Annotated in this window: 14 protein-coding genes; 13 read left to right on the top strand and 1 reads right to left on the bottom strand. The window is 46.9% G+C overall.

Annotation, left to right across the window (positions count from 1 at the left end):
* The first annotated feature begins 5 nt into the window (after window positions 1-5).
* The 8 genes from rffA (at window position 6) to GPK58_RS02195 (ending at window position 14857) form a co-directional block, all read left to right on the top strand.
* Entirely contained in the window at window positions 6-1136 is a 1131-nt protein-coding gene (gene rffA, locus GPK58_RS02230; protein WP_215638125.1) for a dTDP-4-amino-4,6-dideoxygalactose transaminase, read from the top strand.
* A gap of 18 nt (window positions 1137-1154) precedes the next feature.
* Window positions 1155-2471 carry a D-alanyl-D-alanine carboxypeptidase family protein gene (locus GPK58_RS02225; RefSeq protein ID WP_215638124.1) on the top strand — a complete coding sequence of 439 codons (1317 nt, stop codon included), beginning with the start codon at window positions 1155-1157 and terminating at the stop codon, window positions 2469-2471.
* 27 nt (window positions 2472-2498) lie between these two features.
* On the top strand, window positions 2499-3056 hold the full coding sequence (rfbC, locus tag GPK58_RS02220) for a dTDP-4-dehydrorhamnose 3,5-epimerase (RefSeq protein ID WP_015527414.1): 558 nt from the start codon (window positions 2499-2501) through the stop codon (window positions 3054-3056).
* Between the two features lie 11 nt (window positions 3057-3067).
* Window positions 3068-3874 (top strand): ABC transporter permease, encoded by an 807-nt coding sequence (locus GPK58_RS02215; protein WP_015527413.1) that lies wholly within the window; start codon window positions 3068-3070, stop codon window positions 3872-3874.
* 132 nt (window positions 3875-4006) lie between these two features.
* Window positions 4007-5329 carry an ABC transporter ATP-binding protein gene (locus GPK58_RS02210; RefSeq protein ID WP_118625862.1) on the top strand — a complete coding sequence of 441 codons (1323 nt, stop codon included), beginning with the start codon at window positions 4007-4009 and terminating at the stop codon, window positions 5327-5329.
* A 14-nt stretch (window positions 5330-5343) separates the two neighbouring features.
* The gene (locus tag GPK58_RS02205; protein WP_215638123.1) at window positions 5344-10983 is read left to right on the top strand and encodes a glycosyltransferase; all 5640 of its coding nucleotides are present in this window, start codon (window positions 5344-5346) and stop codon (window positions 10981-10983) included.
* Window positions 10959-13406 carry a glycosyltransferase family 2 protein gene (locus GPK58_RS02200; RefSeq protein WP_215638122.1) on the top strand — a complete coding sequence of 816 codons (2448 nt, stop codon included), beginning with the start codon at window positions 10959-10961 and terminating at the stop codon, window positions 13404-13406. The genes GPK58_RS02205 and GPK58_RS02200 overlap by 25 nt, the downstream gene beginning before the upstream one ends.
* A gap of 11 nt (window positions 13407-13417) precedes the next feature.
* Window positions 13418-14857 (top strand): ArnT family glycosyltransferase, encoded by a 1440-nt coding sequence (locus GPK58_RS02195; protein ID WP_252195742.1) that lies wholly within the window; start codon window positions 13418-13420, stop codon window positions 14855-14857.
* A 108-nt stretch (window positions 14858-14965) separates the two neighbouring features.
* Here GPK58_RS02195 and GPK58_RS02190 read toward each other — a convergent pair whose 3' ends face one another.
* Window positions 14966-16213, bottom strand: coding sequence for a D-alanyl-D-alanine carboxypeptidase family protein (locus GPK58_RS02190; protein ID WP_173741377.1), 1248 nt, complete (start codon window positions 16211-16213; stop codon window positions 14966-14968).
* A gap of 181 nt (window positions 16214-16394) precedes the next feature.
* Between GPK58_RS02190 and GPK58_RS02185 the strand changes: the two genes are divergently transcribed.
* The 5 genes from GPK58_RS02185 (at window position 16395) to GPK58_RS02165 (ending at window position 23066) form a co-directional block, all read left to right on the top strand.
* Complete coding sequence (locus GPK58_RS02185; RefSeq protein WP_021651910.1) at window positions 16395-18254, top strand: glycosyltransferase family 2 protein; 1860 nt, start codon at window positions 16395-16397, stop codon at window positions 18252-18254.
* Between the two features lie 4 nt (window positions 18255-18258).
* Complete coding sequence (locus tag GPK58_RS02180; RefSeq protein ID WP_215638121.1) at window positions 18259-19215, top strand: glycosyltransferase family 2 protein; 957 nt, start codon at window positions 18259-18261, stop codon at window positions 19213-19215.
* A gap of 108 nt (window positions 19216-19323) precedes the next feature.
* Entirely contained in the window at window positions 19324-20727 is a 1404-nt protein-coding gene (locus tag GPK58_RS02175) for an undecaprenyl-phosphate glucose phosphotransferase (protein ID WP_022426969.1), read from the top strand.
* A gap of 18 nt (window positions 20728-20745) precedes the next feature.
* Complete coding sequence (locus GPK58_RS02170) at window positions 20746-22065, top strand: LCP family protein (protein WP_215638120.1); 1320 nt, start codon at window positions 20746-20748, stop codon at window positions 22063-22065.
* Between the two features lie 71 nt (window positions 22066-22136).
* Window positions 22137-23066 (top strand): glycosyltransferase family 2 protein, encoded by a 930-nt coding sequence (locus GPK58_RS02165; RefSeq protein ID WP_215638119.1) that lies wholly within the window; start codon window positions 22137-22139, stop codon window positions 23064-23066.
* Window positions 23067-23082: the final 16 nt, after the last annotated feature.

The raw sequence follows: 23082 nt of genomic DNA, 5'->3' as shown, positions 1-23082 counted from the left end.
AATACATGATTGATTTTAACAGACCTGCGTTTACAGGTAAGGAATTTGAGTACATCCGTGACGCAGTAGAACGGGGAATGCTCTGCGGTGACGGGATCTACACGAAGAAATGTTCTGCATGGATGGAAGAGCGCTTTCATGTGGGTCATGTGATGCTGACAACTTCCTGTACCCATGCACTGGAGATGTCTGCTTTTCTGGCAGATATCCAGCCTGGCGATGAGGTGATCATGCCGTCTTATACTTTTGTATCAACGGCAGATGCATTTGTGCTTCGCGGTGCAAGGATCGTATTTGTGGATATCCGGCCGGATACCATGAATATTGACGAGAAGCTGATCGAACAGGCGATCACAGATAAGACCCGCGCGATCGTTCCGGTTCATTATGCAGGAGTAGCCTGCGAGATGGACACGATCATGGAGATTGCCGGAAGACATGATCTGAAGGTAGTGGAAGACGCGGCCCAGGGTGTGGATGCCTACTATAAGGGAAAAGCCCTTGGTACCATTGGAGATTTTGGCTGCTACAGCTTCCATGAAACTAAGAACTATACCATGGGAGAGGGCGGTGCAATCCTGTTCAACGGGGATCAGTACCTGGAGAAGGCAGAGATCCTGAGAGAAAAAGGAACGGACCGCAGTAAGTTTTTCCGTGGTCAGGTAGATAAATACCGCTGGATGGATTATGGATCATCCTATCTTCCGAGCGAATTGAATGCGGCATATCTTTATGCCCAGCTGGAGCAGTATAAGAAGATCAGCGATAAGCGGATGCAGATCTATGATTTTTACAATGAGAACCTCAGGTTTCTGGCGGAGGAAGGAAAGATCCAGCAGCCTTATGTACCGGAAGAATGCACACATAATGCACATATGTACTACATTAAGGTACATGATATCCAGGTACGCACAAGGCTTCTGAAATATCTCCGCGAAAAGGATATCTGCAGTGTGTTCCATTATGTACCCCTTCATTCCGCACCGGCAGGAAAAAAATTCGGAAGATTTTCCGGAGAAGATGTTTATACTACAAAAGAAAGCGAGCGTCTTATGCGACTGCCTATGTTCTATAATCTGGATATGGAGGATGCGAAGAGAGTTGTGGATGCGATTGCTTCCTTTGACGGGTTTTGACAGAAGAAGGGGAGAGCTATGAAAAAAACAAAAAAATTACTGGCAGTTTTCGCAGCAGTCGGTGTGGCGCTGATGCTGCCGTTACAGACCATGGCTGCAGTGGATCTGAATGCGAAATATGATATCAGCACCAACCAGATCCAGGGATGGCCGGCAGGACCGGATATTACCTCAGATACCGGTATCCTGATGGATGCAGACACAGGAGTTGTTCTTTATAACAAGGGCGGAGATGAACAGAGATATCCGGCCAGCATTACCAAGATCATGACCTTGCTGGTGGCAGTGGAGAACTCCACCATGGATGAGAAGGTGACCTTTACAGAGACCGGGGTGCGTAATGTTACGGCAGATTCCAGTAATATCGGCACAAAGGTGGGCGAAGTCCTGACTATGGAGGATTGTCTTCATGCTCTGATCATCCAGTCTGCCAATGACGTTGCGGCACAGATCGCAGAGCATATCGGCGGGACAGAGCAGGCATTTATCGATATGATGAACCAGCGCGCCAGTGAGATCGGATGTACCAATACACATTTTGCAAATTCCAGCGGACTTCCGGATGATAATCATTATTCTTCAGCACGGGATATGGCGCTGATCTTCCGAGAAGGCCTGAAAAATGAAACATTCCGTACGGTCGTGGGCACACCGGACTATATCATCCAGCCTACAAATATGAACAGCCAGCAGAGGATCCTGCATACCCATCATCCTATGTTTGCACCGGAAAGCGGATTTTACTATGAAGGCTGCATTGGTGGAAAAACCGGAACTACCGTTGCGGCAGGGCATACACTTGTCACAGGAGTGACCAGAGATAATACCACATATATTGCAGTGACTATGCGTGGAACAGAGCTTTCCAATTCCTGTATGGACAGTACAGCTATGTTCAATTACGCATTTGAGAATTTCACAAAAACAGAAGTAAATGGCGGCTATGTATTCCTTCCAAAAGGGGTGGAGCTGAATTCTCTTACCGAGAAGTCAGAGAATACCAATGGGAAAACAGAAACCGGTTACTATTTCGGAGATTATCTGATCGGTACCGCAAGTGTTGCACAGGCAACTGATACACCGGTACCGGAACCGACCGCTGCGGCAGAGGACAGCCAGGAAGCGGACAGCTCCGAAGAGGAAGCTTCCACAGAATCAGCAGAGGAAGATAACAGCAAAACAACAGAGAAGAGTACAGCCGGAGAGGACTCCAGCGAAAAAAAGAGCATTCCTGTCCTGCGTAAGATCCTTCTTATGATCATGGCAGCGATGATCCTGATCCTGATCGCCCTTCTTGCGGCTCTCAGAATAAAAGAAAAGAAACATCACAAATAAATCAAAACAGAAAAGGAGAAAGAAAAAATGGGAAAAATAAAAGTAACACAGTGCGGAGATATTGAAGGATTAAAAGTGATCGAGCCAACTGTATTTGGTGATTCCAGAGGATATTTCATGGAAACATACAATTATAACGATTTCAAGGAAGCAGGCATTGATGTGGAATTCGTTCAGGATAATCAGTCCAGCTCCCGTTACGGTGTTCTCCGCGGACTTCATTTCCAGATCAGCTATCCCCAGGATAAGCTGGTACGTGTGGTAAACGGAGAAGTGTTTGATGTTGCGGTTGACCTTCGTGAAGGCTCCAAGACCTTTGGAAAATGGTACGGTGTAGTCCTTTCCGCAGAAAACAAGAAACAGTTCTTTATCCCTAAGGGATTTGCTCATGGCTTCCTGGTACTTTCCGAGAATGCAGAGTTCACTTACAAGTGCTCTGATTTCTATCATCCAAACGATGAGGGCGGACTGATCTGGAATGATAAGGACATTAACGTTGAGTGGCCGATCCCGGAAGGCATGGAGCTTATTTTCTCCGACAAGGACCAGAAGTGGGGAAGCTTCGAGGAATATAAGAATCGATAAGGAATTGCAGAATGAAGAAAATATTAGCTTTGCCGGCGGAGCTGTACCAGAATCGAAAGCTGGTTTTAAGCCTTGCAAAAAATGATTTCAAAACAAAATATGCAGGATCCTATCTTGGTATTGTCTGGGCATTTATCCAGCCTATCGTAACGATCCTGGTCTACTGGTTTGTATTTTCCGTAGGACTGAAGGCCGGAACAGTATCGGATTACCCTTTTGTACTCTATCTGGTATCCGGTATCGTGCCGTGGTTTTTCTTCCAGGATGCATTAAACGGTGGAACCAATGCCCTGATCGAATACAATTATCTTGTGAAGAAGGTTGTATTCAAGATCAGCATCCTTCCCATCGTAAAGATCATCTCCGCACTTTTCGTGCATGTTTTCTTTGTGGCCTTTGCACTGATCTTATGTGCATGCTACGGATATACACCAAGCCTTTATACACTGCAGATCATTTATTACTCTGTCTGCACCTTCCTTTTTGTACTGGGACTTGTGTATGCTACAAGTGCGATCGTCATTTTTTTCCGTGATCTGACCCAGATCATCAGTATTTTTCTTCAGGTGGGTGTATGGCTTACACCGATCATGTGGGATATCAATATGCTTTCTTCACATCCATGGCTGATCAAGCTGTTTAAGCTGAATCCGATGTACTATGTAGTTACGGGCTACCGTGATTCCATGCTTGGTCATATCGGGATCTGGAACCATGCTTCATGGACGATCTATTTCTGGGTAGTTACGATCCTGCTTTTCGGACTGGGATCTGTGATATTCAAACGTCTGAAGCCGCATTTTGCAGATGTGCTTTAATTGAATGCGGATGGCGGATATCCGCCTGATCCGGACCGGACAGTTCCCATGGGGGATTTGCTCTGTAAGGATAAAAAGCAGAACGGCGGCAGATTGTGAGAGTGAACGATTTACACAAAAGTGAGGTTGAAAATGGCAGAAGATATTGCGATTTCAGTAAATGATGTCAGTAAGATGTACAAGCTTTACGATAATCCTATGGATCGTCTTAAGGAGTCCCTGGGATTATCCAGAAAAAAGAAATATAAAGAGCATTATGCGCTCAACCATGTATCCTTTCAGGTGCATAAGGGAGAAACAGTAGGAATTATCGGAACAAATGGTTCCGGCAAATCCACGATCCTGAAGATCATCACCGGCGTACTTTCGCCCACGGCCGGGGAAATAGCCGTAAACGGAAGGATCTCAGCGCTTCTGGAGCTGGGAGCCGGATTTAACGGAGAATATTCCGGACTTGAAAATGTATATCTCAACGGAAGCATGATCGGTTTTTCCAGGGAAGAGATCGATGCCAAGCTGCAGTCTATTCTTGATTTTGCAGATATCGGTGATTTTATCTATCAGCCGGTAAAAACATACTCCAGTGGTATGTTCGTGCGTCTGGCTTTTGCGGTAGCTATCAATATCGATCCGGAGATCCTGATCGTTGATGAGGCTCTTTCCGTAGGTGACGTATTTTTCCAGGCAAAATGTTACCGAAAATTCGAAGAGTTCAAGGAAATGGGGAAGACCATTCTGTTTGTAAGCCATGACCTGAGCAGCATCGGAAAATACTGTGACCGTGTTGTACTTCTAAACAAAGGTGAGAAGCTTGCAGAGGGTGGTGCCAAGGAGATGGTCAATCTTTACCGTCGTGTGCTGGTCAATCAGTATGACGATGCAGATCTGGAAGAAAACACAGATGATGCAGAAGAGGGACAGGCGACGGAGAACCAGGCAGCCGGAGCAGACGTTTCACTGAAAGCACATACCGGAAGCGGTAAAGCTATGAAGGACAGCCTGAACCTGAATCCCAAGGTCCTGGAATACGGCAGTAAGCTTGGCGAGATCGTGGATTTTGCCATCCGGGATGATACAGGTATGATCACCAATGTGATCGAAAAAGGCAAGGAATTTTCCGTTCAGATGAAAGTGAAGTTCCAGGCAGATGTCAGCGATCCGATCTTTGCATTTACCCTGAAAGATCTGAAAGGCACCGAGATCACAGGAACCAATACCATGTATGAACATACGCCTCTGAAACCGCAGAAGGCAGGCGATGTCCGTGAGATCACCTTCAAACAGGTGATGCCTCTGGAGGCAGGGGAATATATGCTGTGTCTGGGCTGCACCGGATATAAAGACGGCGATTTTACCGTATTTCATCGTCTTTACGATGTGTGTAACCTGACCGTGATCACAGATAAGAAAGCAGTGGGATATTTTGATCTGTTTTCCAAAGTATCTGTGAAATAAGTGGAGGAACGACTATGGCGGAGTTGAATTTAGATTATTATACGGCGAAGGATCATTATTCCGATGGGGATATCGAGGAAACACTTCTGAAAATGGCACAGGAAGGCAAATCTTTTGAAGACCTGCCGGAGGAAGAGGTGAGTTTTCCAATGGTCTACCATTTTTCAGGGCTGCGGGAGAATATCTTAAGCTGGTATCCTCTGAAAAAGGCGGATTCCGTTCTGGAGATCGGAGCCGGATGCGGAGCCATTACCGGAATGCTTTGCCGCAAGGCCGGTCATGTGACTTCCGTGGAGCTTTCCAAACGTCGGGCAGATATCAATTATGCGAGAAACAGGGATAAGGAAAATCTGACGATCATGGTTGGAAACCTGAATGACATGACTTTTCCAGAAAAATTCGACTATGTGGTAGTAAACGGTGTGCTGGAGTATGCCATGAGCTTTACCGAGGGAAAAACTCCTTACGAGACATTTCTTCAGCGTATGGGCGCTTATCTGAAGCCGGAGGGAAGACTTCTGATCGCCATTGAGAACAGACTGGGATTGAAGTACTTTGCCGGAGCACCGGAGGATCACACAGATCTTCACTTTTTCGGGATCAATGGATATCCGGGAAATCAGTCTGTGCGCACCTTTTCCAAGAATGAACTGGGAGAGCTGCTGGAAAACAGCGGCTTTCCTTTTCTGCGCTTTTACTACCCGTATCCGGATTATAAATTTCCGACAGAGATTTTTACAGATGAGAGCCTTTATACCAATTCCTACGGAAGAAGCTATCCTGTATACACAGATAAGACAGCAGATCTTTTTGCAGAAAGTGAAGGCGTAAAGGCCTTCGAAAAAGAGAAGATCCTGGACAGCTTTGTGAATTCTTTTCTTGTGGAGGCAGGACGTACCGAAAACCGGGACCCGGAGGAAATCCTTTATGTGAAGCTGAACCAGGAGCGAAAAGAAAAGTTCCGTCTTCTGACCAGGATCGTTCGGGAGAACGGAGAGGTCCGTGCGGAAAAAGAGGCTATGGTGCCCCAGGCTGAGGAATTTGTGGAAAAACTGGAAAAAACCGGAACAGAGAGTACCGGATCTGATAAATACAAGAATCTTCCCTGCAGGGCAGAAAACGGAAAGATCTCTTATCCGCTCCTTACCGGAAAAACTCTTCACCAGGAAATCGCAGAGCTTGCCCAGAAAGAAGATCTTGAAGAGATCAAGGCCCTTCTTAAAAAATTCTATCAGGAATTTTTCGGGGCTCGTCAGGTTGTGGATTACAGGACCGGAGAGTTCCGCGAGGTATTTGGTGATCATCCGGGAAGAGAGGATTACGAATGTGTCTGCCCGGCCAATGTGGACCTGATCTGCAGCAACATCTTTATGGGAGAAAAGGAAAATCAGATCATAGATTATGAGTGGATGTTTGATTTCCCTGTGCCTGTGAATTTTATCATGTGGCGCCTGATCCATGAACTGTATACACATGTTTCTGAGCTGCCGCGGTTATGTCATGAGGATGAGATGATGGCGGAGTTTGACATCAGCTATACAGACTATGAGATATTTATGGATTGGACCATGCATTTCGTCTATGAGTATGTGGGCTGTGGTTCTCTGATCCCGTTTGAACAGAAAAAAGTGCCGGTTTCCGTAACAGAGCTGGTGAACAGAGAAAGAGAAAAGCACCAGATGCACAGCAAGATATACTATGATCTTGGTGAGGGATTCTGTGAAGAGCATACACTTTATGCAGAGGGAAAACTTTCCGGAAACCGTTTCCGGGTAGAGTTTGCGCTTTCCGGTATCAAAGGAATACGAAATCTCCGCTGGAATCCCGCAAACGGTCATTTCCTGAAAGTGAGGATAGAGCGTCTGGATTGTGGATGCAGCGCGGAGCTTGTGCCTCAGGGTGTCCATATGAAAGTGGATAACAGTACCACTGCGTTTTTTACCACCGATGGCTTTTATCTTATCGATGTTACGCACCCGGAAAATGTGGACAGGATCGTAATAGAGGGAAAACTTGACTGCCTTGAGCTTCCGGATGTGGAAAAGCTTCTGGCCTTTGAAAAAGAGCGTGAAGTACGAAGAGAACAGGAGCGTATCAGAAAAGAGGCTGAACGTGCCGCAAAGCAGGCTGCAGAGGAAGCAGCCCGTGCGCAGGAAGAGGCCCTTCGTCATCCAGGCAAAAAAGCGCAGGTAAAGAAACTGGTCAAAAAAGTTCTTCGTTATCATACAGAGCCGGCAGCAGTGATGGGAGTGGAGACAACTCCTACCTGTATGGGCAGTGTTGATTTCTTCCATTATGAGAATGGCACCTTAAATGCCATTGGCTGGGCCTTTGATCCGACGTTTGCGTCTATGGGACAGCCAAGGATCGCATTTTATCAGGGAACACAGAAGCTTCAGGAGGCTTCCTGTACTACGATCTACCGTACGGATGTGGCTAATGCCATTGGAAATCCGGATGCGGAAAGTGCCGGATTTTCTTTCCTGGCAACGGTTCTTGCGCCGGCAGAGACTTCTGTTTTCCTGGAATACGGAACCGCAGCGGATACCGGAAGATTCCTTATCGGAAAGATCCCGGGAACCAGGGATCAGAAAGAGCTTCTGGTATATGCGATCGAAGATCCGAAGAGTATCGGAAATCTCCGCCATTTCAAACAGCGTCATGTACGCAGCGCGAGAAAGGCATATCCACAGGCAGTCTATCAGCAGAAGGTAGATGTGATCGTGCCGGTTTACAACGGATTGGAGTATTTTGATGCCCTGTTTTCCGGAATTGAAAAGACGAAGGTTCCTTATCGTCTGATCATCGTAAATGACAAGAGTCCGGATCCTGAGGTAGGAAACTATCTGGAAAAATATGCCGCAGAGCATGACAATGTGGTACTTCTGAATAATGAGACCAATATGGGCTTTCTTCCGTCTGTAAACCGTGGATTAAAGATGGCGGAAAATCATGTGGCTCTTGTAAATACAGATGTGGAGGTTCCGGAAGAGTGGCTGGAGCGCCTGATGCTTCCGATCTTTGCAAAGGAAAACATTGCAACCACTACACCGTTTACCACCTGCGGAACCATCTGCAGCTTCCCGGATTTCTGCCGGGATAACAAACTGTTTGAGGGAATGCCGCTGTGGGAGATCGATGATGAATTCCGCATGATCCGTCCGCAGTATCCGGCTATGCCTACCGGTGTGGGCTTCTGCATGGGTATGAACCTGAAAGCGATCCAGGAGGTTGGCCTTCTGGATGAGGAGAATTTCGGAAAAGGCTACGGTGAGGAGAATGACTGGTGCCAGCGTGCCATAGCTGCAGGCTATGAGAACGTGCATGTGGATAACCTGTTTGTATATCACAAGCATGGTGGAAGCTTCCCGTCTGAGGAAAAGCAGAGACTTCTGAAAGAGCACAGTGAGGCGCTGCTCCGCAAGCATCCGGATTACAACAAGGATACTGCGGATTACTGCAGAAGAGACCCGCTTCGTCCGGTAAGACTCTACGTGGAAATGAAGCTTCTCAACAGGAAGCTGGATGTGCCTACCATTGTGGCCTTTGACCATGATCTTGGCGGCGGTGCAACGGCTTATCTTGTGGAAAAAAGACGTCTGGCTCTGCGGGAAGGATACCGTTTTGTGACCATCCGCTATAATATCGTAAGCAATCGTTTTTACTTTACGTATCAGTATAAGCAGTATGAGATGGAATTTTTTGCAAATGATCTGGAAACTGCCCTTGGTGAGCTGATGCGTGTGGATGAGATCTGGATCAACGAGCTTGTAACCTATCAGAATCTTTACGGAACCCTGGAACGTATCCTGCGTCTTAAGAGAGAGCAGGGTGCGAAGCTCCTTATGCTTCTTCATGATTTCTTTGCCCTTTGCCCGGCAGTGAATCTGATCGATGCAGAAGGAAAATACTGTGGTGTTCCATCCTGTGAGGTCTGCGATAAATGTATTCCGGATAACCGCAGCAATGCCTGCACAGAATACGGAACCGGAACGCTCTGGCGTACAAAATTCCGGGAATTTCTGTCAAACTGTGATGAGATCCGTGCATTTTCCGATGATACGGCAAGGCTGTTCAAGCGTGCTTATCCGGATGTATACAATCTCCATGTGATCCCGCATGCACCCCATTACCTTCCGGCAGTGAAAAAAAATAAAAAAACCACAGAGACCTTTAACATTGGTCTTATCGGCGTACTCTGCTACAAAAAAGGCCTGGAGGTTGTGAAGGCGCTTGCAGGATATATCGAAGAGAATGAACTGAATATCCGTCTGAGACTGATCGGTACTTCCGACGAAGAGATCGAAAGTCCGGTATTTTCCCAGACAGGAAGATATACAAGAGAGGAGATCCCAAGACTTACCCTGGAGCAGGATATTGATATGTTCCTGATCCCGTCCGTATGGCCGGAGACCTTCTCCTACACAACCTCGGAGATCATTTCCATGGGATTTCCGGTAGCGGTACTTCCGGTAGGTGCACCTGTAGAACGTGTGAAACGCTATGCCAAGGGCCTTGTCCTGAAAGATGAGAAGCCGGAGAATATTGTGGAAGAGATGATTTCTCTGTGGAAAACTCTCGGCGAAAGTGAGCTCCCTGTGGAAAAACGCAGGCTTCTTTTCGTAGGAGAGGAGATTTCCTTTGCTTCCAGATATCGTGTGGAGCATTTCCGGGAGCAGCTGATCCTTAAAGGCTATGCATCGAAGTTTATCCAGATAGACCAGGCAGAGCAGGAAAAGATCGAGGAATATACAGCGATCGTGATGTACCGCTGCAGCAAGCTGATGGAAGCAGAACTGCTTGCCAACCGGGCGAAAGCAGCCGGAATCCCTGTTTACTATGATGTGGATGACCTGGTATTTAATTACGAAAAAATTTCCGGGCTGCATTTCCTGAAGGGAAGCGAGTACAGTGACTTCCGCACAACTACAGACCGTATCCGCGGATGTATGGGATTCTGCGACGGATATTTTACATCTACGGAGACACTGGCAGGAGAGATCCGGGAAGAATTTCCGGAAAAACCGGTGGTGATCAACCGAAACTGTATGAGTATGGAGATGGAGATCCTGTCTCACGAGGCTGTGGAGCAGACAGATAAGGCTAAAGACCGGATCTATATCGGATATTTAAGTGGTTCCAAAACGCATGATCAGGATTTTGCCCAGGTGGAGGCAGCACTTCTGGAGGTGATGGAGCGCCACCCGGAGGTTTACCTGAAGCTGGTGGGTGTATTGGATGAATCCGGAATGGAGCCGGTGCAGAACCGCATCGAGAAGCTTCCGTTTATGGACTGGAGACAGCTGCCTGCCGTGATCGCAGGACTTGATATCAATCTGATGCCACTGGAGAACAGCCTGTTCCACTGGTGCAAATCCGAGAATAAGTGGACAGAGGCTGCCCTTGTAAAGGTTCCGAGTGTCATGAGCCGTAACTGTGAGATGGAATACGTGGTCGAAAACGGAAAAGATGGCTGGATGTGCACCACAAAAGAAGAGTGGGTCAATGCCTTGGAAGCTCTGGTTACTGATGAGAAGGCCAGAAAAGCCATGGGTGAGGCTGCACATCAGAAGGTTATGGAACATTACCTTACAGTAAATACCGGAAAGGATGCAATGGAGGAATTGTTATGCAGCGAGAGCTATACGAAGTAGAAAAGGACAGGTTTGACCTGAAGGACAGTTCTCTGTATCATCTTCAGGGAACCTGGCCGAAGGATCATAAGCCGGAAGCCGTTCTTGACGGGGAAAAGCTTCCGGCAGCCATCAGTGCCCAGGAGCGTGTCAGCGCCCTGGAGCGCTTTAAGGATCTGGATCTGGTAAACGGAGAACGTGTGCAGATGGAAATCTGCCTGCCGGATCTGGAGGGCAAAAAGAAGCTTGTTGTTTATGCGGTAAAGGGTGAAAAACGTATCCGGTGGTTTTCTGTTTCGGCAGCACAGCTTTACAGGAAACAGGGAAAACCGCAGTACTTTATTGAGAGCATCGAGGTGGAAGCCGGGGAAAAGATCTGCCGTGTCCGTGGCTGGGCAGCCTTTAACAGCCCCCTGACCATACGCCTGGAGGATCGCAGCCGGAAGGAAATCCCCTGCGAGATCACCAGACTGAAACGTGTGGATGTACAGAATCAGTACCAGGAAACAGAAATCGATGAGAAGAGCGGTTTTTTCTTTGAATTCCATTATGACAGTGTGAAGGAATTCTACATTGTATTTGAGGCAGGCAATGTGCGGACGCTTCGTCTGGTACATCTGCAGCCACAGAAGCGCCTTGCGGAGAAAGCTGCGGTATATTTCCGTAAGGGAAGCCGTTACATGAAGCTTCACGGGGCAGCAGCCCTTACCGGAAAGGTATTTGGAAAGGTGCTGGACCGTAAAAACCGTCCGGTGGATTATTCCAAATGGATTGTGAAGCATCTGCCGGACAAGGCAGAGCTTGCAGAAGAAAGAAAAACGAAATTTTCCAGGAATCCAAAATTCAGTATTGTGATCCCGCTTTACAAAACACCGGAAAAATATCTCCAGCAGCTGGTAGATTCCATAGAAGCCCAGACCTACGGGAACTGGGAGCTTTGTCTTTCCGACGGAAGCGGAGCAGATTCTCCTCTTACCGATTATCTGAACAGGCTGGAAAAAAGTGATGACAGGATCCGTGTGATCCGCAACGACCAGGCACTTCAGATCGCAGAGAATACCAATGCGGCCATGAAAGCGGCAACAGGAGATTATATCGTATTTGCAGATCATGATGATGAGCTGACGCCGGACGCTCTGTTCCGGTGTGTGAAAGCGCTGAATGAGGATCCGGAGCTTAAGGTTCTGTATTCCGATGAAGATAAGATGTCCATGGACGGGCACAAATTCTTTCAACCGCATTTCAAACCGGACTTCAATATTGATCTTTTGTGTACAGTAAACTACATCTGTCATCTTTTTGTCGTAAAAAAAGAGATCGTGGATCAGATCGGAATGCTGAAAAAGGAATTTGACGGTGCACAGGATTATGATTTTGTGTTCCGCTGTGTGGAAGCTGCGGGAAGAGAGCAGATCCATCATATCCCCAGGATCCTTTATCACTGGAGATGCCATGAGGATTCCACAGCAGAGAATCCGGAAAGCAAGATGTATGCCTTTGATGCAGGAGCACGTGCCATCAAGGCTCATTATGACAGGCTCGGAGTTCCGGTGGAAATCGAAAAGGGTGAATATCTTGGACTTTACCGTACAAAATTCCTCTGGGAGGAAAAACCGCTGATCTCCATCATCATCCCAAACAAGGATCACATCGATGATCTGAAGAGATGTATTGATTCCATTGAAGAAAAGGCAACTTACCGCAATTATGAGTATGTGATCGTAGAGAACAACAGTACGGAGGATGAGACCTTTGCCTACTATAAAGAGCTGGAAGCATCCAATCCGAAAGCCCATGTGGTGTACTGGGATGGTATTTTCAACTATTCTGCCATCAATAATTTCGGAGCTGCTCATGCTAAGGGTGACTATCTGCTTCTTCTCAACAATGATACGGAGATCATCAGCCCGGACTGTCTGGAGCAGCTTTTGGGATACTGTATGAGACCGGATGTGGGAGCTGTAGGAGCGCGGCTCTATTATGAGGATGATACCGTGCAGCATGCAGGAGTAGTCGTTGGCTTCGGCGGTATTGCGGGACACTGCTTTGTGCAGCAGAAGAGAGACGCTACCGGATACTGCCACAGGATCATCTGTGCCCAGGATTACAGCGCTGTAACCGCAGCCTGCATGATGGTGAAGCGTGAGGCCTTTGATAAGGTTCACGGATTAAGTGAGGAATTTCAGGTTGCCTTTAATGACATAGATTTTTGCCTTCGTCTGGGAAAAGCCGGATATCTGGTTGTATACAATCCTTATGCGGAGCTTTATCACTATGAATCCAAATCCAGAGGTCTTGAGGATACACCGGAGAAGGTGGCAAGATTTAACCGCGAGATCGCTTCCTTTGAGAAGCACTGGCCGGAGATCCTCCGTGACGGAGATCCTTACTATAATCCGAACCTTACACTGGAGAGCCAGGATTTCTCTCTGAAGCGGATATAGGAGGTTATATTTTGGAAAAGAAAAAAATCTGGAAGGATGAGAGTGTTCAGGCAGGGGTTCTTGTCCTGGCAGCATTTCTGCTCCTGACTGCATGGGCGTTTATGCAGCCCCTGGGGGCAGGCCCCGATGAAAAAATGCGCTACATGGTGGCACAGTATCTTCATGAGCATCCGGGAAAGCTGCCTCTTGGAGATGAGCCAACCATCCGTGATGCGACATGGGGGATTTCCTATGCCTATTATCCGATCCTTTCCTATATGGTATCTGCTGTATTTATGGGGATCGCAGGTTTGTTCCATGCATCTGCAGACGGATTACTCCATGCGGCGAGGATGGCAGATGTGCTCTTTGTGACTGGAGCGGTATATTTTGTGGTGAAAGCATCCGGAAAGCTTTTTCCGAAAGAGGGAAGATGGCTGTTTGCCGTACTGGCAGGCTTTATGCCGCAGGCATTGTTTCTGGGAACATATGTAAATACGGATTCCCTGGCGCTTTTATCCATGGCGATGATCCTGTATTCCTGGTCCTGTTATCTGGAAGCGGGAGACTGGAGCTTCAGAAATTCGATCCTTCTGGCTGTTGGAATGGCAGTCTGTGCACTGTCCTACTATAATGCCTACGGATGGATCTTATGCAGCTTTCTGTTTTTTTGCCTGACAGTCCTTCTGTGCAGGGAAGAGCCGGTAAAACAGAGAGTTGCATTTCTGTTCCGGAGAGGGATCGTGATCGCGGCAGTAACCCTTGCTTTATGCGGCTGGTGGTTTATACGAAATGCCGTTCTCTATGACGGAGATCTTATCGGAAGAAAAGCCTGTGCACAGTGTGCGGAAAAATATGCGGCTGTTGATTACAGGCCGTCCAGATACCCCACACCGGAGAAGCTGAACTGGTCATGGAAGGATATCCTTCTGTATCAGGACCCGGGCTGGCAGCATAACTGGCTGCTGACAGTTCTGGTAAGCTTTATCGGAACCTTTGGCCTGATGCAGATCTATATGCCTTATAGTGTGAGCAAGGCATATTTCCTGTTCTTTGGAATGGGTGGGATCGGTATTTTGACCATGCTGGGAATATTTTATCCGAAGAAACGTACTGTGGTAAAAGAACGAAAAGCAGCAGGAAGTGAAAAGCTGAAGATAAAAACAATAACCGTGTACGATAAATGGGACAGAAAAGGGATCTTTCATCTGCTGCTGATCCTTCTGATCCTGATCCCTGTGGGTCTGTTTATGTATTATGTATATTATAGTGACAACCAGGCACAGGGACGTTATATCATGCCGGCACTGTATCCGGCCATGTATTTTGTGACAGCCGGCTGGAATCGTCTGCTTGAGCGTTTTGTAAAAAAAGAAAATATCAGAATGTGGATATACCGGGTCCTGACAGCACTTCTGGTTGCTTCGCCGTTTTTATGCTATATCTTCCTGGTAGTTCCGTTTTATGGCTGACACCCAGATGGTGAGATGGCAGAAAAAAATCCCTTCTATGTATCCGGATATGACCGGTACATAGGAGGGATTTTTTAATTCTGAAGTATATCCGCCTGGGAACCAAGATCAGGAACGGATGATCCGGATCATGCGCCACAGCAGAAGGATAAGGAGCAGGATGCCCACACCGCCAATGGCAAAATACGGGATCTGGGATCTGGATTCGGAATAAGCTTTTGCAGAATCCATGTTTTCATCATTTTCCAGTACATCGGAGGAGCTTTCCTGTGAGGGATCCTCGACAACTGCAGTTCCCACCTGAGTTCCGCCAAAGGAATAGATGCGTAAGATCTGACCATCAGATTCCGTATCTTCTGTAGTCAGGTCGTCTGCGGTCGCACCGGATGGAACCATTACAGTGCCGCCGGACAGGATGTGAAAATCATCCTCGCTGAGATCCAGAAGCTGGAAATTGGAAAAACCGTAATCCAGAAGTGAGATTGCTTCGTTGGCTGTCTGACCGGTCGCTCCGTTCATGACTACTGCAATCAGAGTAGTACCGTTTCGCTGTGCAGCTGTGACAAGAACGCTTCCGGAAGCAGTGGTGGTACTTTCACGACCGCCGATACATCCTTCATAATAGGAAGCGGATGCAGGATCTGTCATGGTAAAAGAGCTTGTCAGGTTACGGGTACCGCCGGAAACATTGGTAGCCGGGATCGTATAGGAGGTGGCTCCGGAGATGGTGCGGAAGCTGTCATTACGGATAGCCGCCTGCATGATCAGAGCCAGATCATGTGCTGTGGTATGCTGGTTGTCATCCGGGAGACCGGTAGGATTGGTAAATACCGTATTGGTGCATCCAAGTTCTCGGGCACGGTCGTTCATTTTCTGGACAAAGGCATCCACAGATCCGCCAATCTGTTCTGCGACCTGGAGAGCAATGTCATTGGCAGAGGCCAGCATCAGAGCGTAAAGGCACTGCTCCATGGTAAATACCTCTCCGAGCTGTGAGGAAATATGAGCGCCTCCGTCTGTAACACCGGATACACCGGTTTCTGTCATGGTAACCTGATCGTCAAGCTGGCTGTTCTCCAGTGCCAGAAGACAGGTCATGATCTTAACTGCGCCGGCCGGAGAAAGCGTGGTGTCCATATCCTTGGCATAGAGGATCGTATCGGAAGTATCTTCCATGATCACGGCAGATGCGGAAGTGATCTCAGGCCCCTGAGGCCATCCGCTGATCCCATTGGTGGTAACACCGGAGGATACAGCAACAGCGGTTTCTTCTGTGGCGAAAACTGGAGTCTGGAACACCATGGAAGCGGAGATCCCAATAGCCAGAAGCGCTGTGGTTATTCTTGATTTTTTCATGATAAATGGTACTCCTGTATAAAAAATAATTCTTATGTAAGCAATACATACGTAAGCTCAGTATAACACATTTCCTCTCTTCCTTGCAAAAAAAATGATGGAATGGTAAAATATGTTCATCAAACTGTTACTGAGAACAGAGTGAACAGTAACATCAAACTGAGTAATACGGAGATAATATATGAGTAAAGATGATTCTACAGGAAAGATCCAATGGGACAGACTTATAAAGAAGCTTTCCCCCTATACAGTACAGAAGGGCTTAAGATACCTGAAGCATTATGGCCTGAAAGAGTTCTGGATCCGGCTTCATGAGCGTTTTGAACCGGAAGAGGTTCCTTACGGACCATGGTATGAGGCATACAGACCTGACGAGGAAACACTGGAGAAGCAGCGGAAACGCAAATTTCCGGATGGGCCGTTGATCAGCATTGTGGTACCTGCATATCTGACACCGGAGCGTTTTTTAAGACAGATGCTGGACTCTCTCCTTGCACAGACATATGAGAACTGGGAGCTGTGTCTGGCAAACGGAAGCCCGGAGGATCCAGACATGCAGACTGTGCTGAGATCCTATGCAGAGATGGACAGGAGGATCCGCTATCAGGATCTGAAAGAGAATCTTGGCATTGCAGAAAATACAAACGCGGCTTTTGCCATGGCAGAGGGTGATTTTATCGCACTTCTGGATCATGATGATCTGCTGGCACCTAATGCATTGTATGAGATCGCGGCGGCACTGGAGGAGCATCCAGAGGCGGATGTGATCTATACAGATGAGGATAAGGTCACGACAGATCTTTCTGAACATTTTCAGCCCCATCTGAAACCGGACTTTAACCTGGATCTTTTAAGATCCAATAATTATATCTGCCATTTTCTGGTGGTAAGACGTTCCGTAGTGCAGACAGTGGGCGGATTCCGCCGGGAATTTGACGGCGCCCAGGATTATGATTTCATTTTCCGCTGTGTGGAGCAGGCCAGGGAAGTGGTCCATGTACCGGAGATCCTTTATCACTGGAGGACCCACAAATCCTCCACAGCAGATAATCCGGCAAGCAAGATGTATGCTTTTGAAGCCGGCAGACGTGCCATTGAGGGGAATCTCAAACGGACCGGAACTCCGGGAACCGTGGAGCATACTCCGGATTTTGGATTTTACCGTGTGAAGTATCCGGTGCAGGGAGAACCTCTGGTTTCTGTTATCATTCCGAACCGTGAGGAGAAAGAAACGCTTCAGGCTTGCGTGGAATCCATTTTTGAAAAAACTGCCTACAAAAATTACGAGATCATCATTGTGGAGAATAACAGCAGCTCCGAAGAGATCTTCCGGTATTACAGAAAGCTTTCGGAGGATCCCAGGGTCCATCTGATCCGCTGGAAAAAAGGCTTCAACTATTCTGCCATCAACAATTTCGGGGTGCGCCATGCCAAAGGAGATTACCTGCTTTTTCTGAATAATGACGTAAAGGTCATCGATCCGGACTGGATGTCAGAGATGCTGAGCGTGTGCCAGCGTAAGGAAACAGGTGCAGTTGGCGTCAAGCTGATCTATCCGGATAACACCATTCAGCATGCAGGCTGCGTGGTGGGAATGGGCGGAATTGCCGGGAACATGTTTGTGAATATGCCGGCAGAGCGTACCGGATATCTCCATAAGGCCTCTCTTCTGCAGGATATGAGCTGTGTGACTGCAGCATGTATGATGATGAAGAAGGAAGTTTTTCTGGAGGCAGGAGGCTTTACGGAAGAGCTTGCAGTTGCGTTTAATGATGTGGATCTCTGTCTGAAGGTGCGAAGCCACGGCCATCTGATCGTCTATGATCCGTATGTGAAGCTCTATCATTACGAATCCAAGTCAAGAGGCACTGAGGACAGCGAGGAAAAGGTCCGCCGTTTCCAGACGGAGATCGAATACATGCGCTGTCACTGGCTGGATATCCTGAAAAAAGGAGATCCATACTATAACAAAAATCTTTCTTTAACCAAATGGAATTATTCCCTGAAGCCCCTTCCGGGAATGGGAAAGAAGAAGGGATAAAGCAATGCAGGAAGTATCAGTAGTCATACCAAACTTTAACGGAATGGCATATCTGGATGGTGTTCTTTCTAGTCTTGAAAGACAGACTATCCGTAATTTTGAGGTTATACTAGTGGATAATGGTTCCACTGATGGCAGCTGTGCATTTGTTTCAGCGGAATATCCATGGGTACACATGATACAGCTTCCGGAGAATTACGGCTTCAGCAGAGCCGTCAATGAAGGGATCCATGCGGCACGTTCCCCATATGTGCTGCTTCTGAACAATGATACGGAAGCGGAACCGGATTTCCTGGAGGAGATGGTTGCTGCCCTGCGCAGACATAAGAAGGCATTTTCCTGTCAGGCAAAGATGATCCAACTTCATGACAGGGACAAGATGGATGATGCCGGAAATTATTACTGTGCCCTTGGCTGGGCTTTTGCCAGGGGAAAAGGCAAGGATATCCGCCATTATGACCGAGAGCAGAAGATTTTTTCCACCTGTGCGGGAGCTGCGATCTACCGGAAGAAATTTATTGACAGGATCGGAGATTTTGATGAGGAGCATTTTGCTTATCTGGAGGATCTGGATATCGGCTATCGTGCCAGGATCTGCGGTTATCAGAACTGGTATGCTCCAAAAGCGAAGGTTTATCATGTAGGAAGCGGCACCAGCGGCTCCAGATATAATCAGTTTAAGATCCGGTATTCTTCCAGAAACAATATTTATCTTATCTATAAGAATATGCCGTTTCTCCAGATCGTGCTGAACCTTCCGTTTTTTCTGGTGGGATTCGGTGCGAAGATCCTGTTTTTTGCGTCCAAGGGATTCGGACGTGAGTATCTTGCAGGCATCAAAAACGGCTTTCAGATCAGTCGCAAAAACAAAAAAGTCAGATTTTCCATGAGGAATTTTCCGCGTTATATACAGCTCCAGTTTGAACTCTGGATCAACATTTTTAGGCGTTTTGCCGGTTAAGACATCATATTTTCACAGAATTTTTATATTTCGGAGGGAAGATTTTATTGCTTTTGAGTTTCATCTATTATAAGATAAAAGCAATGAACTTAAATGAGGTGGCGGAAATTGATTAAAGACAACCAGAAAAATTTCAGTCGTCTCCATATGCTGATCGATGTATTTGTGATCGCGGCCTCCTATGCCCTGGCCTGGTTGATCCGTTTTCAGGGAATTTTTGAACATTCGGCGGTCCAGTCCAAGACCGTCCAGGAATATATGTTTATGCTGATATTCATTATTCCGGGATATTTACTTCTTTATCAGGCCTTTGATCTTTATACACCGATGCGAATGCAGGGGCGTCGTCTCGTACTTGCCGGAATTGTGAAGGCAAATGCGTTAGGGCTCCTTATCATCATGTTTGCACTTTACAATTTTAAAGAGCTGGACTATTCCCGTCTTACTCTGGTTTCTTTCTGTGTGATCAATATCGTCCTGGAATGGTTTGTGCGTATGGTCATATTTTACATTCTCCGGGATATGCGCAAAAAAGGAATGAACCAGAAACAGGTGCTGCTGGTAGGATACAGCCGTGCTGCCGAGGAATATGTAGACAGGATCCTGCAGAATCCGCAATGGGGATACGTGATCAGGGGCATACTGGATGACAATGTGCCGGCAGGCACTACTTATAAGGGCGTTAAGGTGATCGGTCGAATCGCCAATCTGATGATCATCCTTCCATCCAGTCGTCTGGATGAGATAGCCATTACCCTGGGCTTAAGTGAGTATTATCGTCTGGAAGAGATCGTTGCACTCTGTGAAAAATCCGGCGTGCACACAAAATTTATTCCGGATTATAATAATATTATTCCGACCAAACCATATACAGAAGATATTCTCGGGCTTCCGGTGATCAATATCCGGTATGTGCCCCTGAGCAACACGTTTAATGCACTGATCAAGAGATCTATGGATATTGCAGGCGCGATCGTTGCGATCATTGTGTCCTCACCAGTGATGCTGGTGTTGTGTATGCTGATCAAGCTGACTTCGCCGGGCCCGCTGATCTATAAGCAGGAACGTGTCGGGCTTCACAATCAGACTTTCCGGATGTATAAATTCCGTTCCATGGAGATCCAGAAAGAATCAGAAGAAAAAAAGGCGTGGACAGTAAAGAACGATCCAAGAGTTACCGGAATCGGTAAATTTATGCGTCATACCAGTCTGGATGAGCTTCCACAGCTTTTTAACATTCTGAAGGGTGAGATGAGTCTTGTGGGACCAAGACCGGAGCGGCCGTTTTTTGTAGAAAAGTTTAGGGAGGAGATACCACGTTATATGGTCAAGCATCAGGTGCGGCCGGGTCTTACCGGGTGGGCACAGGTAAATGGCTATCGTGGAGATACTTCTATCAGAAAAAGGATAGAGTGTGATCTGTATTATATCGAAAACTGGTCTGTGGGATTTGATATAAAGATCATGTTTCTTACCATATTCAAAGGATTTATTAATAAGAACGCATACTAAAAAGGGGAAAAGGAAAAGATGTCAAAACCTCGGAAAAAAAGCAAGAAGATTTTATTTATCCTGGAGATCGTTGTACTGCTCCTGTTTATCGGAGGTCTGTTCGTTTATGGTCAGATCTCAGCCAAACTGGATAAGATCGACATCCAGGAAACAGATCTTGCAGACCAGGATATTGTAACCAATGATCAGGCACCGCAGATGACGGGATATACCACCTATGCACTGTTCGGACTGGACCACAGAAGCAAGAATGAGAAGCTGAATACAGAGAACAGTGATACCATCATCATTGCGAGTATCAACAATGATACAAAGGCAGTCAAACTTGTGTCTGTCTATAGAGATACCCTTCTCAATGTAAAGGATGATACCTATTCCAAAGCCAATTCGGCATATGCATTTGGCGGACCGACCAACGCGGTTTCCATGCTGAATACGAATCTGGATCTGAATATCACAGATTATGTTGCCATTGATTTTAATGCGCTGGTAACTGTGGTAGACTGCCTCGGAGGATTGGACATCCCTCTTTCCTATGCGGAGATCGTTCATATGAACAATTACTGTGTGGAGACATCAGAGGAAACCGGAAAGAGCTACACACCGATCGAACTGCCGGATCCGAAGCCGGAGGATGAGGAAGCGATCGTAGATACCTATCATCTTAATGGTGTACAGGCTACCTCCTACTGCCGTATCCGTTATACTGCAAGTCTTGATATGGGACGTACCGAGAGACAGAGACGAGTGATCCAGATGATCGTAGATAAGGCGAAAAAGGCAGGACTTTCCACTATCTTTGATATTATGGATCAGGTATTCCCGATGGTCAAAACTTCTGTTTCCAAAACAGAGATCTTGAAGATGATCCCGGCTATGATCGGCTACAGTATTGATGAAACTACAGGCTTCCCCAACGATTATAAATTTGCCCAGGTAAAGGGCAGCGTTATCGTACCTACCACACTGGAATCCAATGTTCTGAAGATGCATCAGTTTCTGTATGGAGACACCAGTTACACTCCGACGCAGGATGTACTCAACAGAAGTGCCCAGATCACAAATATCGCAGGCGGAGGCGACGTGCAGGACACTGCACCTGCGGTGACAGATACACCGAATGACGCAACGGATGATTCGTACACGTGGCAGGGAGATACATCCACAGATTACAGCAGTACGGACACAAGTGATGATGTTGATTACAGCACAGACACAGATTATGATACGGATTACTCCGGAGACGATTACAGCACAGATACGGACTATTCCGGAGGCGATTCCGATACGGATTATAGCGATTATACCGACGGAGAAGATTATTCGGAGAATGAATAAAACATCAAAATGAGCAACTAGCAGAAGGGACCATCCAGTAACGGGTGGTCCTTTCTGGACAGGAGACAAATATGAAAACATTAAAAATAGACGTGATCATCCTGGCATACCGTCCGGGAGAAGAATTTGAAAAACTGCTGGAAAGACTCAGCGCACAGAAATATCCTATCAATAAGATCCTTGTCATGAATACAGAAAAGAAATTCTGGAGAGAGACCTGGGAACAGGAATATCCGCTTGTGGAAGTCCGGCATCTTACAAAAGAAGAATTTGACCATGGCGGTACCAGAAGGCAGGCGGCAGAGCTTTCGGATGCGGAGATCCTTGTATTTATGACACAGGATGCAATGCCGGCAGACAGGGAACTGATCGGAGCACTGGTAGGAGCTCTTGCAGAGAATCCACAGGCAGGAGCCGCTTATGCGCGTCAGCTTCCAAAAAAGGACTGCAGATTTCTGGAAAAATATACCCGTTCCTTTAATTATCCGGAACAGTCCTGTCTGAAAACGGAAAAAGATGTACAGACCTACGGGATCAAAACATATTTCTGCTCCAACGTCTGTGCTGCTTATGATCACAGGATCTATGATGAGATTGGTGGATTTCCGGAGCATGCTATTTTTAATGAAGATATGATCTATGCAGGCTGGATGGTAAAAAAAGGCTATGGAGTTGCCTATGTATCAGAAGCGCGTGTATATCATTCTCACAATTACACCTGTATGCAGCAGTTCCACAGGAATTTTGATCTGGGAGTTTCCCAGGCGGAGCATCCGGAGGTTTTTGAAGGAGTGCCTTCCGAAGGTGAGGGCATCCGGCTGGTAAAAAAAAGCATGGCATATCTTCTGAAAACAGGCCACATATGGCTGATCCCCGGACTGTTTTTGCAAAGTGTCTCCAAATACGCCGGATATTTTCTCGGAAAACGATACAAAAAGCTCCCTGAAAAAATGATCCGATCCTGCACCATGAATCCGGAATACTGGAAAAAGAACAAATAAGAGCAGGTCACGGTTT

The sequence above is a fragment of the Blautia sp. MCC270 genome (assembly GCF_018785605.1).
GTDB lineage: Bacteria > Bacillota > Clostridia > Lachnospirales > Lachnospiraceae > Blautia_A > Blautia_A fusiformis.
Note: the sequence above shows the minus strand (reverse complement) of the source record. Positions and strands in the feature narration are given on the sequence as shown.